The sequence below is a fragment of the Azospirillum sp. TSH100 genome, from assembly GCF_004923295.1.
Lineage (GTDB): Bacteria > Pseudomonadota > Alphaproteobacteria > Azospirillales > Azospirillaceae > Azospirillum.
In genome coordinates this window covers 388,762-403,877 of record NZ_CP039634.1, presented here as the reverse complement: position 1 = coordinate 403,877, position 15,116 = coordinate 388,762, and the positions used below count along the sequence as shown (strand labels likewise).

The 15,116-nt window shown below is 67.4% G+C and carries 15 protein-coding genes; 7 read left to right on the top strand and 8 right to left on the bottom strand.

Going from position 1 to position 15,116, the window contains the following annotated elements; all coding sequences use genetic code 11:
• The first annotated feature begins 94 nt into the window (after positions 1-94).
• The 3 genes from def to truA are packed head-to-tail and all read left to right on the top strand — an operon-like array spanning position 95 to position 2,324.
• On the top strand, positions 95-607 hold the full coding sequence (gene def / locus E6C72_RS01990) for a peptide deformylase (protein ID WP_109443146.1): 513 nt from the start codon (positions 95-97) through the stop codon (positions 605-607).
• A gap of 17 nt (positions 608-624) precedes the next feature.
• Positions 625-1,581: a methionyl-tRNA formyltransferase gene (gene fmt, locus E6C72_RS01985; RefSeq protein WP_109443279.1), complete on the top strand. Its 957-nt coding sequence runs from the start codon at positions 625-627 to the stop codon at positions 1,579-1,581.
• A gap of 5 nt (positions 1,582-1,586) precedes the next feature.
• Positions 1,587-2,324, top strand: a complete 738-nt coding sequence (gene truA / locus E6C72_RS01980) for a tRNA pseudouridine(38-40) synthase TruA (RefSeq protein WP_109443145.1) — start codon at positions 1,587-1,589, stop codon at positions 2,322-2,324.
• On the opposite strand, the gene E6C72_RS01975 is transcribed toward truA, so the two are convergent.
• Positions 2,305-3,201 carry a LysR family transcriptional regulator gene (locus E6C72_RS01975; RefSeq protein WP_109443144.1) on the bottom strand — a complete coding sequence of 299 codons (897 nt, stop codon included), beginning with the start codon at positions 3,199-3,201 and terminating at the stop codon, positions 2,305-2,307. The two genes, truA and E6C72_RS01975, sit on opposite strands and share 20 nt — an antisense overlap.
• Positions 3,202-3,286: 85 nt before the next feature.
• Here E6C72_RS01975 and E6C72_RS01970 point away from each other — a divergent pair, with 85 nt between their 5' ends.
• Positions 3,287-3,892 carry a cysteine hydrolase family protein gene (locus E6C72_RS01970; RefSeq protein ID WP_109443143.1) on the top strand — a complete coding sequence of 202 codons (606 nt, stop codon included), beginning with the start codon at positions 3,287-3,289 and terminating at the stop codon, positions 3,890-3,892.
• 31 nt (positions 3,893-3,923) lie between these two features.
• Here the strand turns inward: E6C72_RS01970 and E6C72_RS01965 are convergent, their stop codons facing one another.
• The gene (locus E6C72_RS01965) at positions 3,924-5,534 is read right to left on the bottom strand and encodes an ABC transporter substrate-binding protein (protein ID WP_109443142.1); all 1,611 of its coding nucleotides are present in this window, start codon (positions 5,532-5,534) and stop codon (positions 3,924-3,926) included.
• Between the two features lie 200 nt (positions 5,535-5,734).
• Here E6C72_RS01965 and E6C72_RS01960 point away from each other — a divergent pair, with 200 nt between their 5' ends.
• Positions 5,735-6,754, top strand: coding sequence for an aspartate-semialdehyde dehydrogenase (locus E6C72_RS01960; protein ID WP_109443141.1), 1,020 nt, complete (start codon positions 5,735-5,737; stop codon positions 6,752-6,754).
• A gap of 86 nt (positions 6,755-6,840) precedes the next feature.
• Positions 6,841-8,151 (top strand): branched-chain amino acid ABC transporter permease, encoded by a 1,311-nt coding sequence (locus E6C72_RS01955; RefSeq protein ID WP_109443140.1) that lies wholly within the window; start codon positions 6,841-6,843, stop codon positions 8,149-8,151.
• A 24-nt stretch (positions 8,152-8,175) separates the two neighbouring features.
• On the opposite strand, the gene E6C72_RS01950 is transcribed toward E6C72_RS01955, so the two are convergent.
• From E6C72_RS01950 to E6C72_RS01935, 4 genes are all read right to left on the bottom strand, one after another.
• A complete protein-coding gene (locus E6C72_RS01950) occupies positions 8,176-8,775 on the bottom strand; it encodes an NADPH-dependent FMN reductase (RefSeq protein WP_199228871.1) in 600 nt (199 codons plus the stop codon).
• Between the two features lie 89 nt (positions 8,776-8,864).
• Positions 8,865-10,271 (bottom strand): 3-isopropylmalate dehydratase large subunit, encoded by a 1,407-nt coding sequence (gene leuC, locus E6C72_RS01945; RefSeq protein ID WP_109443138.1) that lies wholly within the window; start codon positions 10,269-10,271, stop codon positions 8,865-8,867.
• Between the two features lie 165 nt (positions 10,272-10,436).
• Complete coding sequence (locus tag E6C72_RS01940; RefSeq protein WP_109443137.1) at positions 10,437-11,855, bottom strand: FAD-binding oxidoreductase; 1,419 nt, start codon at positions 11,853-11,855, stop codon at positions 10,437-10,439.
• 107 nt (positions 11,856-11,962) lie between these two features.
• Positions 11,963-12,958: an L-threonylcarbamoyladenylate synthase gene (locus tag E6C72_RS01935; RefSeq protein WP_109443136.1), complete on the bottom strand. Its 996-nt coding sequence runs from the start codon at positions 12,956-12,958 to the stop codon at positions 11,963-11,965.
• Between the two features lie 115 nt (positions 12,959-13,073).
• Here E6C72_RS01935 and parA point away from each other — a divergent pair, with 115 nt between their 5' ends.
• The gene (parA, locus tag E6C72_RS01930; RefSeq protein WP_109443278.1) at positions 13,074-13,718 is read left to right on the top strand and encodes a ParA family partition ATPase; all 645 of its coding nucleotides are present in this window, start codon (positions 13,074-13,076) and stop codon (positions 13,716-13,718) included.
• Between the two features lie 31 nt (positions 13,719-13,749).
• Here parA and bfr (E6C72_RS01925) read toward each other — a convergent pair whose 3' ends face one another.
• Together bfr (E6C72_RS01925) and bfr (E6C72_RS01920) are read right to left on the bottom strand one after the other, a co-directional pair.
• Positions 13,750-14,229 carry a bacterioferritin gene (gene bfr / locus E6C72_RS01925; RefSeq protein WP_109443135.1) on the bottom strand — a complete coding sequence of 160 codons (480 nt, stop codon included), beginning with the start codon at positions 14,227-14,229 and terminating at the stop codon, positions 13,750-13,752.
• Between the two features lie 14 nt (positions 14,230-14,243).
• Positions 14,244-14,726 carry a bacterioferritin gene (bfr, locus tag E6C72_RS01920; protein ID WP_109443134.1) on the bottom strand — a complete coding sequence of 161 codons (483 nt, stop codon included), beginning with the start codon at positions 14,724-14,726 and terminating at the stop codon, positions 14,244-14,246.
• Between the last annotated feature and the right edge of the window lie 390 nt (positions 14,727-15,116).

The following is a 15,116-nucleotide window of genomic DNA, read 5'->3' as shown; positions in this document are numbered from 1 at the left end:
TTCCGCACCGTTTGCACAGGTCCGATTCCTTGACCGGAACACCCGGTCCGCCTACTTTGTCCGTTTGAACTCCCCCTATCAGCATCGAGCACCCATGGCCCGTCTTCCGATCCTCGTCGCCCCGCATCCGATCCTGAAGCGCAAGGCGCAACCCGTCGCCGAAGTGGATGCGCGCGTCGTCAAGTTGATGGACGACATGGTGGAGACCATGTACGACGCCAACGGCATCGGTCTGGCCGCTCCGCAGGTCGGCGTGCTCGACCGCGTCATCGTCGTCGACGTCCATGAGAAGGGCGAGCCGGCAAACCCGATCCGCCTCGCCAACCCGGAAATCGTCTGGTCTTCCGATGAAAAGGCGGTGTGCGAGGAAGGCTGCCTGTCGGTGCCGGAGCAGTATGCCGAGGTCACCCGGCCGGTGCGCATCCGCGTCCGCTATCTGGACGAAAAGAACCAGCAGCAGGAGCTTGAGGCGGACGGCATGCTCGCCACCTGCCTCCAGCATGAGATCGACCATCTGAACGGTGTCCTCTTCGTCGATTATCTGTCGATGCTGAAGCGGAACATCCTGCTGAAGAAGGTCCAGAAGATGCAGAAGGCGACGGCCTGACCAGCCTCGATTCAATGATGACCCCGCTTCGTCTCGTCTTCATGGGCACGCCGGATTTCGCCGTGCCCAGCCTTGCCGCGCTGATCGAGGCGGGGCATCAGGTCGTCTGCGCCTACAGCCAGCCGCCCCGCCCGGCCGGCCGCGGCCAGCAGGTGCAGAAATCGCCCGTCCACCGCTTCGCCGAGGAGCACGGCATCCCTGTGCGCACGCCGAAAAGCCTGCGCACTGCCGAGGCTCAGGCGGAATTCGCCGACCTCAAGGCCGATGTCGCCGTGGTCGCCGCCTACGGCCTGATCCTGCCGCAGCCGATCCTCGCCGCGCCGCAGCTGGGCTGCGTCAACGTGCATGGCTCGCTGCTGCCGCGCTGGCGCGGTGCGGCGCCGATCCAGCGCTCCATCCTGGCGGGTGATGCCGAGACCGGCATCACCATCATGCAGATGGACATCGGGCTCGACACCGGCGCCATGCTGTCGAAAGAGGCGGTGGCGATCACCCCGGCCACCACCGCCAGCAGCCTGCATGACGAGCTGGCGGCGCTCGGCGCCCGCATGATCGTCCCGGCGCTGGACGGTCTTGCCGCCGGCACGCTGGCCGCCGTGCCGCAGCCGGAAGAGGGCGTCACCTACGCCGCCAAGCTGACGCGCGAGGACGGGCGGCTCGACTGGACGCAGCCCGCCGCTTACGTCGAGCGGCAGGTCCGCGCCCTGACCCCCTGGCCCGGCTGCTGGTTCGATGCAGCGAATGGTGAGCGCATCAAGGTTCTGGCCGCCGAACCGGCGACCGGCACCGGCACCCCCGGCACCTTGCTGGACGACCGGCTGACGGTCGCCTGCGCCGATGGCGCGGTGCGCTTGACCAAGGTGCAGCGTCCGGGCAAGGCGCCGGTCGATGGGGCGGCCTTCCTGCGCGGCTTCGCGCTGGCGGTCGGACAACCGGTCTCCGCCCCCACCTCCTCTGAAGCAGTGGCGGACTGACCGTCGTGCAGCGCTGGAAACTGACCGTCGAGTATGACGGCCGTCCCTTCGTCGGCTGGCAACGGCAGGACAACGGCCCCTCCGTCCAGCAGAGCCTGGAGGAGGCGGTGCAGCGCCTGTCGGGCGAGGTTGTGCGGGTTCACGGCTCGGGCCGCACCGATGCCGGGGTGCATGCGCTGGGGCAGGTCTGCCATTTCGACCTGGAAAAGCCCTTCACCGGGCTGAAGCTGCGCGACGCCCTGAACTTCCACCTGAAGCCGGCGCCGATCGCCGTGCTGGAGGTGGAGGCGGTGACCGAGGACTTCCACGCTCGGCTGACCTCGACCGGCCGCGCCTATGTCTACCGCATCGTCAACCGCCGGGCGCCGCTGGCGCTCGACGCCGGCCGGGCATGGCACGTCACCCGCCCGCTGGATGCCGAAGCGATGCACGCGGCGGCGCAGGTGCTGGTCGGCCAGCATGACTTCTCCAGCTTCCGCGCCGCGCTGTGCCAGGCCAAGTCGCCGGTGAAGACGCTGGACCGGCTGGCGGTGGAGCGGCAGGGCGACGAGATTCGCGTCCATGCCGCCGCGCGGTCCTTCCTGCACCATCAGGTCCGCAACATGGTCGGCACGCTGGAACTGGTGGGCTCCGGCAAATGGACGGCGGACGATGTCCGCCGCGCGTTGGAAGCCCGCGACCGCGCCAAGGCCGGGCCGACCTGCCCGCCGGACGGGCTCTATTTCATGGCGGCGCGGTACTGAGCGGCGCGGTTCCCTCCAGCCGCGCTCGTTCAGTGGTGAAGACCGTCACCAGATGCTCGATAACTGCCCGCACCCGCGGCACCTCGCGGCGGTCGCGGTGGACCAGCAGCCACGCCTCACGGGTCAGCCGCGGGCCGGGGAGGGGGAGGCGCTCCAGTCCCGGCACGCCGTCCGCCAGCATGACGGGCAGGAAGGCGATGCCGAAGCCGGCGACCGCCGCCGCAAGCTGACCCTGCACGCTGTTGGACCGGAAGGCGACGCGCCGGCCGCCGCCATGACGGTCCAGCCACAAGGCTTCCGGCAACTCCGCCATCGACTCGTCATAGGCGATCAGCGTGTCGGGTGCGTCCGGCGCGGCATAGAGCCCATAGCCCAGCGTCGCCAGCCGCCGCCCGACCAGATCGCCGCGCTGCGGGCGTGCCAGCCGGATCGCCAGATCGGCTTCCCGCCGGGCGAGGCTGAGGGTGCGGTTGTCGACGATGATTTCCAGATCGAGCGCCGGATTGGCGGCCCGCAGCGGGCCAAGCCGCGGGATCAGGAAGACGTCGGCAAGCGCCTGGGTCATGGTCAGCCGCACGGTGCCGCTGAGGCCGGCTGAATCGCCCTCGCGGCGGCGGATCGCCTGCGCCCGCTCGTCCATCGCCTCGGCGAGCGCGCGGACGCTTTCGCCCTCCTCGGTCAGCAGATAGCCGTCGGGCCGCCGCTCCATCAGGCTGCGGCCGAGGGTGGCTTCCAGTGCTGCCAGCCGGCGTCCCACCGTGGCATGGCTCAGCCGCAGGGCACGCGCCGCCGCCGACAGGCTGCCGGCGCGCGCCAGTTCCAGGAAGACGCGCAGGTCGTCCCAGTCGGGCGGGCCTGTGAGTTTTTGAACAGTCATCGTGCGAGGATAGCGGATGGCCGCGCATCGGTGAACAGAGCAACATCACCTGCATCAACCTTGAGCGACAGCGGAGTATCTCCCGATGACGACCCAAACTGCCCGGACCCTGCGCCAGATCGTCGGCGCGCCGGTCACTCCCGCCCCTCTGGACAAGGCGGTTCTGGTGCTGATCGACCTTCAGCGCGAATACACCGACGGCGCCCTGCGCCTGTCGGGAGTCGATGCGGCGGTGGAGCGGGCGGCGGAACTGCTGGCCCTTGCCCGCGCCAACGGCGTGCCGGTGATCCACATCGTCCACCACACCGCGGCGGGCGCGCCGGTGTTCGACCCCAGCGGGCCGATGGCGGAGATCATCCCGGAGGTGGCACCCCGCGAGGGCGAGCCGGTGATCGTCAAGAAGCTCGCCAACGCCTTCGCCGGGACCGACTTGCAGGCGGTGGCGCGCGACAGCGGGCGGACGGAAATGATCATCGCCGGCTTCATGACCCACAACTGCGTCAGCAGCACCGCGCGGTCGGCGGTCGATCATGGCTGGCGGGTGACGGTCGTGGCGTCGGCCACCGCCACCCGCGACCTGCCGGACGGCAAGGGCGGCGTGGTGCCGGCGGCCGACGTCCAGCGCGGCGTGCTGACAGGCCTGTCCGACAGCCTCGCCGTGGTGGTGGAGGACGTGAGAGCCTGGGGTTGAGGGAGAGGGGGGCGACGAGCCCCCCGCATCCTTACTTCTTCTCGGCCTTCCAATAGTAGTTGGTGTCGAAGCTCGGACCCCAGACGAGGCCGTTGACGCTCTTCCGCTCGGCGATCATTTCCGTTTGCTGGAACATGACGACGAAGGGCGAATCGGACAGGACCGAGCGTTGCAGCTCCTCGTAGGTTTGGGCGCGCTTGGCGCTGTCGCGCTCCTCCACGGCGGCGGCGGTCTTCTTCGTCAGCTCCGGAATGTCCCAGGCGTTGCGCCAGGCCAGTGTCTTGGACTTGGCGTTGTCGCTGTTGTCCGGGTTGGAGGCGAAGGTCTCGGCGTTGGAATGCGGATCCTGGTAATCGGCGCCCCACTGCTGGATCATCAGCTCGTGGTTGCGGGCACGATACTTGGTCAGCACCTGCTTGCCGTCGCCGGGGATGATCTCGATCTTCACGCCGGCCTTGGCGGCGCTGGCCTGGATCGCCTGGGCCATGTCCTGTGTCGGGTTGGTGTTGCGCACGTCCATGCTGACGGTGAAGCCGTCGGGATAGCCGGCCTTCGCCAGCAGTTCCTTCGCTTTGGCCGGATCGTACTTGTACGGGTTGTCGTTGACGGCACCCAGGAAGCCCTTGGGCAGGAAGGCCTGATGAACGGCGCCGATGCCGTTCATGATGGATCCGGCCATGGCGTCGTAATCGACCAGATACTTGAAGGCCTCGCGCACCTCGGGCTTGGCCAGGGCGGCGTTCTTCTGGTTCAGGCTGAGATACCACAGAGTGCCCTTCGGCGCCTGGACCAGGCGGATGGCGTCGCTCGACTTCAGCGGCTCGAACTGTTCCGGCTTCAGGTTGCGTGCGACATCGACGTCGCCCTTCTCCAGCAGCAGGCGCTGCGTCGCCGGTTCCGGGATATGACGGATCAGCACGCGCTTCAGCTTCGGCGCCCCGCGCCAGTATTTCGGGTTGGCGTCGAAGGTCAGCAATTCGCTCGCCTTCCACTGCTTCAGGATAAAGGGGCCGGAGCCGGCGGAGTTGGTCTTCAGCCAGCCGGCACCGAAATCGCCGTCCTTCTCTTTGCTCTTCACCAGCTTGGAATCGACGATGGAGGCGACGTCGGCGGTCAGGCAGTAGAGCACGAAGGTCGGCGCATAGACCTTGTCGGTGGTGAAGACCAGCGTCTTCGGGTCGGTGGCGCGCACCATCTGGTCGACAGTCTCGGGCGTCAGGCCGAACTGGGTCAGGATGAAGGCCGGACCCTTGTTCATCTTCACCGCGCGGGAGAAGGACCACGCCACATCCTCGGCCGTCATCGGGTTGCCGGAATGGAAGGCGATGCCGTCGCGCATCTTGAAGGTGAAGGTCTTGCCGTCGGGCGACACGGTCCAGCTTTCGGCGGCCTCGCCCTCGATCCTGCTGACGTCGTTGACGTCGAAATGGATCAGGCGGTCATAGACCTGGGCGCTGTACTCGGCACCCGACAGCTCGAAGATCTCGCCGGGGTCGAGGCTGACGATGTCGTCGAACTGCCACGCCATCACCAGCGCGTCCTTCGGCGTGTCGGCGAGAGCGGGGGCGGCGAAACCGGCGAGGGCGAGAGCGGCGGCACCAAGAACAGTCTGCGCAATAAGGCCGCGCTTGAAGCTGGTCATCCGTGAAGTCTCCCTGGAGGCCCGTTCGGGGCACTGTTGAGGGATGGAATCTTCCCGCCGCCTTCCCCGGTATGTCAACCCAGCCGGAGGGCAGCTTTGATGTTGGACGGGTTGCAATTCGCGGGGAAAGTGCCTAGCTCCTAACGCCCTCCGGCACCATTCTTGTTTTCGCGGATATTCGGCAGAAGGAAACCACCGTCATGGGCTATACCGTCGCGGTCATCGGCGCCACCGGCAATGTCGGGCGCGAGATCCTGCAAACGCTGGCCGAGCGGAAGTTCCCGGCCGACAAGGTCATCGCCCTGGCCTCCGAGAAGTCGATCGGCCAGGAGGTGTCCTATGGCGAGGACGACATCCTCAAGGTCCAGGATCTCAACAAGTTCGACTTCCACGGCGTCGACATCGTGCTGTCGTCGCCCGGCGCCAAGGTTTCGGCCGTCCATGTGCCGCGTGCGGCCGCCGCCGGGGCCGTGGTGATCGACAACACCTCCCACTTCCGCATGGACCCCGACGTGCCGCTGGTGGTGCCGGAAGTGAACCCGGAGGCGGTGGTCGGCTATCGCAAGCGCGGCATCATCGCCAACCCCAACTGCTCCACCATTCAGATGGTGGTGGCGCTGAAGCCGCTGCACGACCGCTTCAAGATCCGCCGCGTCGTGGTGTCGACCTACCAGTCGGTGTCGGGCGCCGGCAAGGAGGCGATGGACGAGCTGTTCACCCAGACCCGCGCCATCTTCGTCAACGATCCCATCGCCAAGAGCGTCTTCCCCAAGCAGATCGCCTTCAACGTCATCCCCCACATCGACGCCTTCATGGAGGACGGCTCCACCAAGGAGGAGTGGAAGATGACGGTGGAGACCAAGAAGATTCTCGATCCGAAGATCAAGGTCGCCGCCACCTGCGTCCGCGTGCCGACCTTCATCGGCCACGCTGAATCGATCAACATCGAGACTGAGGAACCGATCAGCGCCGAGGAGGCCCGCATCATCCTGCGCGCCGCCCCCGGCGTGTCGGTGGTCGACCAGCAGACCGGCGACGGTTATGTCACCCCGGTGGAGGTCGCCGGCGACAACCCGGTCTTCGTCAGCCGCATCCGCGACGACATCACGGTGGAGAACGGGCTGTCCTTCTGGTGCGTCGCCGACAACCTGCGCAAGGGTGCCGCGCTGAACGCGGTGCAGATCGCCGAGCTTCTGGTGCGCGATTACATGGTGGAGTGAGGGAGCGGGTGGGGGCGGATCGGCGGTGCTTCCCACCCTTCCAAATTGTCGGTAGGCTGAACCATCCCACCTGACCGGGCGGTTCCGTGCTCCGCATCCTGCCGCTGTTGTGCCTCGTTCTGCTGATGCTCACCGGGTGCGGCGTCGATGCCGACCAGGATGTGCTGTGCCGGAAGCTGATCCCAGCCTTCGACTCCGGCCGCGTCACCGACCTGTCCACCCGAAGTTATGCCGAAGATAAGCGGGTGCTGCGCGTCGATTACCGCAGCGGCGGCCAATCCCATTGGATCGCCTGCCGCTTCGCCGGCACCTCGATGGAGGAGGGGCGGCGGACCCTGGTTGGGGTGGCGACCGACCGCAATGGCTGGCTGACCGACATCCGCTTCGCGATGCTGCAGCAATGGCTGCGCATCAAGCCGCCGCGCGATGCCGTCGGCGGCGTGGTGGAGGCTGATCGGCCGCAGCCGACCCGCTGGACGCCTTTCCTCTTCCTGGCCCAGCAAATCATCAACGCCGCCACCGTCGCCTGCGTCTATGGGCTGCTCGCCCTCGGTTACACGCTGGTCTATGCCATCCTCGGCCAGATCAATCTCGCGATGGGCGAGCTGACCATGGTCGGCGCCATGCTGACGGCGATGGCGGCGGCCGGGCTCGGCATGGCCGGCTGGGCGACATGGCCGCCGGCCCTGCTGGGCGTGCTGGTGCTGGTGATCGGCTTCACCGCGGTACAGGGCTGGACGATGGATCGTCTCGTCTTCCGCCGCCTGCGCGGGGTGCGCAGCCACACGCCGCTGATCGTCGCGGTCGGGCTGTCCATCGCCTATCAGGAGGGGGTGCGGCTGCTGCATGGCGCGCGCGACTGGTGGCCGACGCCGGTGCTGACCGAGCGCTTCACTCTGGCGAGCGATGGTGCCTTCACCGTCACCGCGCTGATGGCCCAACTGGCGATTCTGGCGCTGACCGGCGGGCTCTATGCGGGCTTGTGGGGGATCATGCAGCGCACCGCCTTCGGCCGGGCACATCGGGCCTGCACCGACGATATCGCGGCGGCGGAACTGGTCGGGGTGGACGTCAACCGCACGGTGGCGGCGACCTTCGCCATCGGCGGCGGGCTGGCCGCGGCGGCGGGGGCGGTGATCGCGCTCTATTACGGCGGGGTGAACTTCTTCACCGGCTACCTGATCGGCTTCAAGGCGCTGGCCGCAGCGGTGGTCGGCGGCATCGGCTCGGTGCCGGGTGCTATGCTGGGCGGGGCCCTGCTGGGGCTGGTCGAGACCTTCTGGTCGGCCTATTTCGCGCTCGCCTACAAGGACATCGTGGCGTTCGGGCTGCTGACGCTGTTCCTGATCTACCGGCCGCAGGGGCTGCTGGGGCAGGCGCGGGGCAGGGGCGACTGAGCGGCTAGGAAAACGGACGGATTCCTATTGCGTTGTGCTGACAGCCACAACGGCCTCGATAGCGGCAAGAGCGCTCCGCAATACCGCCAGGCTTTCGGGGCGTTCAAGAATCACTTCGGCTTCGTCCAAGGTTTTTCCCGTCAGAGGCACGGTGACGCTGGCTTCCTCGATCAATCGGGCTGAAATGACCGTCAGAATCTCGGTCAATGCTTCCCGTGCGTAGGTCGAACGCGACGAGGCGTGCAGCAGCGCAACGGGCTTGTCCACCATCTCGCCGCTGGCCACCACCCAATCCAAGGCGTTCTTCAAGGCTCCGGGTACGCCATGGGCGTATTCCGGGCAGGCGATCACGACCGCATCCGCTGCGGTCAGCGCATCACGAAAGTCCTTCACCGCCGGCAGGGCGGGGTCGCCGTCCTCATCCGGGTTGAACGGCGGCAGGCTGCCGACGCCACGTCCATCCGACCCGGCAAAGATCGTGACGGTCACATCTTCCGGTGCCGCAACAGCTGCGGCCCGCAGCAACGCGCTGTTGGTGGAGGCGGCGCGCAGGCTGCCGGAGATCGCAAGCACCCGCATGATCGGCTCGTCTCCTTCACTTGCCTCGATGATCACTGTCGTCATGGCGGGTCGAGGCCGGACAAAAAACGGGCGGGAGTGTCAGCACTCCCGCCCGCGTTACGACAGCACCCGGTCCGAAAGACCGAACCCGCTTATGCCAGAGCGCGCACGTCGGCCAGATGCCCCGTCACCGCCGCGGCCACGGCCATCGCCGGGCTGACGAGGTGGGTGCGGCCGCCGCGGCCCTGACGACCCTCGAAGTTGCGGTTGGAGGTGGACGCGCTGCGCTCGCCGGGAGCCAGACGGTCGGCGTTCATCGCCAGGCACATGGAGCAGCCCGGCTCGCGCCACTCGAAGCCGGCCTCGGTGAAGATCTTGTCCAGACCCTCTTCTTCGGCTTGCTCCTTGACCAGACCCGAACCGGGAACCACCAGGGCACGCACGCCCTCGGCGACCTTGCGGCCCTTGGCGACCTCGGCGGCGGCGCGCAGGTCCTCGATGCGGCCGTTGGTGCAGGAGCCGATGAAGACGGTGTCGACCTTCACCTCGGTCAACGGCTGGCCGGGGGTCAGGCCCATGTAGGCGAGCGAACGCTCGACGGCAGCGCGCTTGCCGGCATCGGCGATCTCGGCCGGATTCGGCACGGTCGCGGTGATCGGCAGCACGTCTTCCGGGCTGGTGCCCCAGGTGACCTGCGGGGCGATGTCGGCGGCGTTCAGCACGACGGTGGCGTCATAGACCGCGCCCTCGTCCGACGGCAGCGTCTTCCAGTACTGGACGGCCTGCTCCCAGGCGCCGGCCTTCGGCGCCAGGGCACGGCCCTTCACATACTCGAAGGTCTTCTCGTCCGGGGCGATCAGGCCGGCGCGGGCGCCGCCTTCGATCGCCATGTTGCAGACCGTCATGCGGCCTTCCATCGACAGGTCGCGGATGGCTTCGCCCGCGAACTCGATGACGTAGCCGGTGCCGCCGGCGGTGCCGATCCTGCCGATGATGGCCAGCACGATGTCCTTGGCGGTGACGCCCGGGTTCACCTTGCCGTCCACGCGGATCAGCATGTTCTTGGCCGGCTTCTGCAGCAGGGTCTGGGTGGCCAGCACATGCTCCACCTCCGACGTGCCGATGCCGAAGGCCAGCGCGCCGAAGGCACCATGCGTGGCGGTGTGGCTGTCGCCGCAGACGATGGTGGCGCCGGGCAGGGTGAAGCCCTGTTCCGGGCCGACGATGTGCACGATGCCCTGGCGGACGTCGTCCATCGGGAAATAGCGGACGCCGAAGTCGCGGGCGTTCTTGTCCAGCGTCTCCACCTGGATCCGGCTCTCCTCCTCGGTGATGCCCTTGGAGCGGTCGGTGGTGGGGACGTTGTGGTCGGGAACGGCGAGAGTGGCTTCCGGACGCCGCACCTTGCGGCCGGCGACGCGCAGTCCTTCGAACGCCTGCGGGCTGGTCACTTCATGGACCAGATGGCGGTCGATGTAGAGGATGCAGGTGCCGTCGTCCTGGCGATGCACGACGTGGCTGTCCCAGATCTTGTCGAACAGAGTGCGCGGCTTGGACATCGGAAAAACTCTCTCTCGCGGTACGACAGGCGCAGAAGAAACGGAGGCCGCACCATAGCCTTGTGTCGTGCCGGGGACAAGCATCGCGCTACGTCTGTCGTCGCAAGCCTGTCCCCCGCAATATTATGACACTGGCGGCCGATGAGGGGCGGCCGGTGAGGGCGGTCAGGGCAGCATCTTGCCGGGGTTCAGCAGGCCCTTGGGGTCGAGCGTCGCCTTGATGGCGCGCAGCATGTCGAACTCCACCGGCCCCTTGATTGCCGGCATCTCGTCCTTCTTGAAGCGGCCGACGCCATGTTCGGCGGAGATCGAGCCGTCGAGCTTGAAGATCACCTCGTTCACGACGTGGCAGATCTCGTCCCAGCGGTCGAGATAGGCCTTGGTATCCGCGCCCTCGGGCTGGCTGAGGTTGAAGTGGATGTTGCCGTCGCCGACATGGCCGAAGGGGGTCGGACGGATGCCGGGGCAGGCCTGCGCCACCGCCGCTTCCGCCAGTTCGATGAACTCGGCGACGCGGGAGACCGGGATCGACACGTCGTTCTTGATCGAGCCACCCTCGAACTTTTGCGCCTCGACGATGGCTTCACGGATGAACCACAGCTGCTTGGCCTGGGCATCCGACTGGGCCAGCGTGGCGTCGGTCGCGAGATCCGCCTCGAACGCCTCGCCCAGCGCGGTCTCCACCGTCTCCTGGAAGGCATCGGACTGGGTGCCGGCGGTCAGCTCGGTCAGCACATACCAGGGCGACGGCTCCGACAGCGGGTCGATTGTGCCGGCGACATGCTTCAGCGCGAAGTCCAGGCAGCGGCGCGACATCAGCTCGAAGGCAGACACGGCGTCGCCGGAGGCGGCGCGCAGGCGGGCCAGCAGCTCGATGGCGGCGGCCGGGCTGGGCACGGCGACGAAGGCGGTGATCGACTGGCGCGGGCGCGGGAACAGCTTCAGCACGGCGGCGGTGACGATGCCCAGCGTGCCCTCGGCGCCGATGAACAGGTTCTTCAGGTCGTAGCCGGTGTTGTTCTTGCGCAGCCGGCGCATGCCGTCCCAGACGCGACCGTCGGCCAGCACCACCTCCAGCCCCAGCACCAGATCGCGGGTGTTGCCGTAGCGCAGGACGTTGATGCCGCCGGCGTTGGTGGAGATCAGGCCGCCGATCTGCGCCGTGCCCTCGGCGCCCAGGCTCAGCGGGAACAGGCGGTCGGCGTCGGCCGCGGCCTCCTGCACGCTGGTCAGCACGACGCCGGCCTCCACCGTCATGGTGTAGTTCAGCGTGTCGATGTCGCGGATGCGGTTCAGGCGCGACAGGCTGAGCACGATCTCGCGCCCCTCCTCGTACGGGATGGAGCCGCCGACGAGGCTGGTGTTGCCGCCCTGGGGCACGATGGGGATCCCGGCCTCGGCGCAGATTTTGACGACCGCCGCCACTTCCCCGGTGCTGGCCGGACGGACCACCGCCGGGCTGTTGCCCTTGAAGCGCCCGCGCCACTCCGCGAGGTAGGGAGCCATGTCGGCGGCGTCGGTGAGGATGCCGGACGGGCCGACGATGGCGCGGATCTGGTCGAGGGCAGCGGCGATGGTGGTCATGGCGCGGAGTCCGGCAGAAGGTTGGCGCAGTGAAGCGCGACACTTCTACAATCTAGCCGCCCCCATTTCCATGCACCTGTTGCGCAGACCAGCCGCCACCCCAGGATTTAGCTGCGCGGGGCGGCGGCGCGGCGCAGGCGGTCGTTGATCGCCATGCCAAGCCCGACCTCAGGGATCGGCATCACGGCGATGCGCCGGGCTCCGCTCTGGTCGAGGCTGCGCAGGTGGGAGAACAGGTTGGCCGCCGCCTCGTTCAGGTCGCCTTCCAGGCTCAGGTTCAGCCGCGTGGTGCCGCCGAAGACGAAGCGGTCGGGACCGAAGGTCAGGAACGCCTCGTCCTCCTCCGCCGAGGAGGCGTTCAGGCGCACCGCGGCGTTGGGGGCGTAGTGGCTTTCCAGCTGGCCGGGCGACTTCGGCGCGGTCGGGTCGCCGGCCGACAGGCGGACCGGGCCGATCAGCCGCTCCATCTCGTCGGGCAGCACGGCGCCGGGACGCAGGAGCACCGCCTCGGGGCCGGTCAGGTCGATGACGGTGGATTCAAGGCCGACCATGCACTTGCCGCCGGTGACGATGCCGTCCACCCGGTCGCCCAGGCTTTCCAGCACATGGTGCGGCGTTGTCGGGCTGACGGCGCCGGAGCGGTTGGCGCTGGGCGCGGCGATCGGCTTGCCGGCGGCGCGCAGGATGGCCTGGGCCACCGGGTGGTTGGGCACGCGGATGGCGATGCTGTCCAGCCCGGCGCTGACCAGCAGCGACAGGGCGGAGTTGGCCGGGCGCGGCACGACCATGGTCAGCGGACCGGGCCAGAATTGCGTCGCCAGATCGTGGGCGCGATCGTCGAACAGGCCCCAGGAGTGGGCGGCGACCAGATCGGGGACATGGGCGATCAGCGGGTTGAACTGCGGCCGGCCCTTGGCGGCGAAGATGGCGGCCACGGCGCGGTCGTCGGTGGCGTCGGCGCCCAGCCCATAGACCGTTTCGGTCGGGAAGGCGACCAGACGGCCGGCGCGCAACAGTTCGGCCGCGCGGGCGATGCCGGTCGGGGTGGCCGGGATCAGCGTCGGGCGCTTCTCACCGGTATCGGGTGCGGAATGGTCGGTCACGGCGTCTTTCTAGCCCGTGCAGCCCCGGTGTCAATTCGCGCGGTTGCACCGGTGCCATGCCCAAGGTTATGAGGGGGAGTGCGCAATCAACCAACACAACATGATGGGTGCGGGCATGACGGGCAAGGTCTTCACCGTGGCGCAGCAGAAAGGCGGCGCCGGCAAGACCACGCTGGCCGCGCATCTCGCCATCGCCTGGGCGCAGCTCGGCCACAAGGTCGCCACCGTCGACATCGATCCGCAGGGCAGCCTGACCCGCTGGCACGCCGTGCGGTCGGAAGCCACCAGCGGCGAGCCCGGCTTCACCCATGTGCAGATCACCGGCTGGCGTACCCAGGCGGAGGTGGAGAAGCTGGCGCGCAGCCACGACATCGTCGTGGTCGACAGCCCGCCCCATGCCCAGACCGAGGCCCGTATCGCCGTCCGCGCCGCCACGCTGGTGGTGGCGCCGGTGCAGCCGAGCCCGATGGATTTGTGGGCGGTGCATCCGACCATCGATCTGGCGGCGCAGGAGAAGCGCCGCCTGCTGCTGGTGCTGAACCGCGTGCCGCCGCGCGCCCGTATCGCCGATGAGCTGGTCGCCAAGGTCCATGAACTGGTCGCCCCGCCTGCGGTGGAACTGGCGACGGCCCAGGTGGGAAATCGCACCGCCTATGCCGGAACGCTGATGACCGGCCTGTCGGTGACGGAGGCCGCGCGCAAGACCCAGGCGGCGGCCGAGATGCAGGCGCTGGCGGAAGAGATTCTGCGGCGGGTTTGAGGGGGCAAGCTGCACTCGCCCCCCGAACCATTCAGTCCTTGACCTCACCCATCGCCGACTGGATGTAGTTGGGCAGGCCGATGTCGTCGATCAGGCTCAGCTGGGTTTCCAGATAGTCGATGCGCTCCTCCGACTCTTCCAGCAGTTCGGACAGCTCGTCGCGCGACACGTAATCGGCCTTCTCCTCGCACACGGCGATGGCATGGGCGATGCGGTCGCGGGCCTCCTGCTCGGCGGCGAGGTCGCTGGCCAGGATCTCCGGCACATCCTCTCCGATGCGCAGCTTGCCGAGATCCTGGAGGTTGGGGATCGCCTCGATGAACAGGATGCGTTCGATGATCTCGTCCGCGCTCTTCATCACCTCGATGGAGGCGTGATATTCCCACTTGCCGAGCGCCTTGACACCCCAGTTCTTCAGCATGCGGGCGTGCAGGAAATACTGGTTGATCTGCGTCAGCTGGTCCTTCAGGACGATCTGCAGCTGGGCGATGACGTCGCTGTTGCCCTTCATGATCCGTCCTCCGCTCAGCTCGGGAAGCCGCCCATGGCCGACTGCAGGTAATTCTGCAGGCCGAGCATGTCGATCAGGCCAAGCTGCTGTTCCAGCCAGTGGGCATGGTCTTCCTCGGTGTCGACCAGCAGTTCCAGCAGGATGCGGCGGGTGTCGTAATCCTTCACCTGCTCGCAATAGGCTATTGCCTCCTTCAGGGCGGCCACCACCTCATATTCGAGGTTCAGGTCGTTGCGCAGCATCTCCGGCACGGTCTTGCCGATGTGCAGCGGGTCGCGGCTGGCGACGTCGGGCGTGCCTTCCAGGAACAGGATGCGGCGGATCAGCTTGTCGGCATGCTCCAGCTCTTCCATCCGCTCGTGCGAGATGCGTTCGCTCAGCGCCTTGAGGCCCATGTCCTCCATGGAGCGCGCATGGGACAGATACTGGTCGGCCGCGCTCAGCTCGCCGGTGAGCAGCGTGTTCAAACGGTCAAGGACCCCTTGATCGCCTTGCATGATGCGATACTCCGAAATAGACGATTTGTCGCACCTTGGCACAGCTGAAGGACTCGCACAATAAAAATCTCCAATTGAAACAAAGATGTAGTTGATAGTCACTATCATTTGGCGGCTGATGAGGGTCGCCTAAAATACAGTCATGGTCCCATCCCTGCTTTGCGAATCAATGTCAATTGCGGCAATGGAGGATTTCAGCGAATTCCCCGGCTTGGATTGCGGTTTTAGACTTGCGGCGGTGCAGCGATGCTTGAAGGCGGCAACAGGCCGACCGGTTTGCCGGTTCCGATCACGCCGATCGGGGGCGCCGGATTGAGGCAGGGGCCGTTCCGTGCTAACAGACCGCGGGATTTTTCCGCCCTTCATTCCAACGACAGCCGGATTGCGGCC

What these genes read in the sequence shown, in the direction of transcription:
- def (WP_109443146.1), top strand. Translation starts at nt 95, where the DNA reads ATGGCCCGTCTTCCGATCCTCGTCGCCCCGCATCCGATCCTGAAGCGC.
- fmt (WP_109443279.1), top strand. Translation starts at nt 625, where the DNA reads ATGACCCCGCTTCGTCTCGTCTTCATGGGCACGCCGGATTTCGCCGTG.
- E6C72_RS01975 (WP_109443144.1), bottom strand. Translation starts at nt 3,201, where the DNA reads ATGACTGTTCAAAAACTCACAGGCCCGCCCGACTGGGACGACCTGCGC.
- E6C72_RS01970 (WP_109443143.1), top strand. Translation starts at nt 3,287, where the DNA reads ATGACGACCCAAACTGCCCGGACCCTGCGCCAGATCGTCGGCGCGCCG.
- E6C72_RS01965 (WP_109443142.1), bottom strand. Translation starts at nt 5,534, where the DNA reads ATGACCAGCTTCAAGCGCGGCCTTATTGCGCAGACTGTTCTTGGTGCC.
- E6C72_RS01960 (WP_109443141.1), top strand. Translation starts at nt 5,735, where the DNA reads ATGGGCTATACCGTCGCGGTCATCGGCGCCACCGGCAATGTCGGGCGC.
- E6C72_RS01950 (WP_199228871.1), bottom strand. Translation starts at nt 8,775, where the DNA reads ATGACGACAGTGATCATCGAGGCAAGTGAAGGAGACGAGCCGATCATG.
- leuC (WP_109443138.1), bottom strand. Translation starts at nt 10,271, where the DNA reads ATGTCCAAGCCGCGCACTCTGTTCGACAAGATCTGGGACAGCCACGTC.
- E6C72_RS01940 (WP_109443137.1), bottom strand. Translation starts at nt 11,855, where the DNA reads ATGACCACCATCGCCGCTGCCCTCGACCAGATCCGCGCCATCGTCGGC.
- parA (WP_109443278.1), top strand. Translation starts at nt 13,074, where the DNA reads ATGACGGGCAAGGTCTTCACCGTGGCGCAGCAGAAAGGCGGCGCCGGC.
- bfr (WP_109443135.1), bottom strand. Translation starts at nt 14,229, where the DNA reads ATGAAGGGCAACAGCGACGTCATCGCCCAGCTGCAGATCGTCCTGAAG.
- bfr (WP_109443134.1), bottom strand. Translation starts at nt 14,726, where the DNA reads ATGCAAGGCGATCAAGGGGTCCTTGACCGTTTGAACACGCTGCTCACC.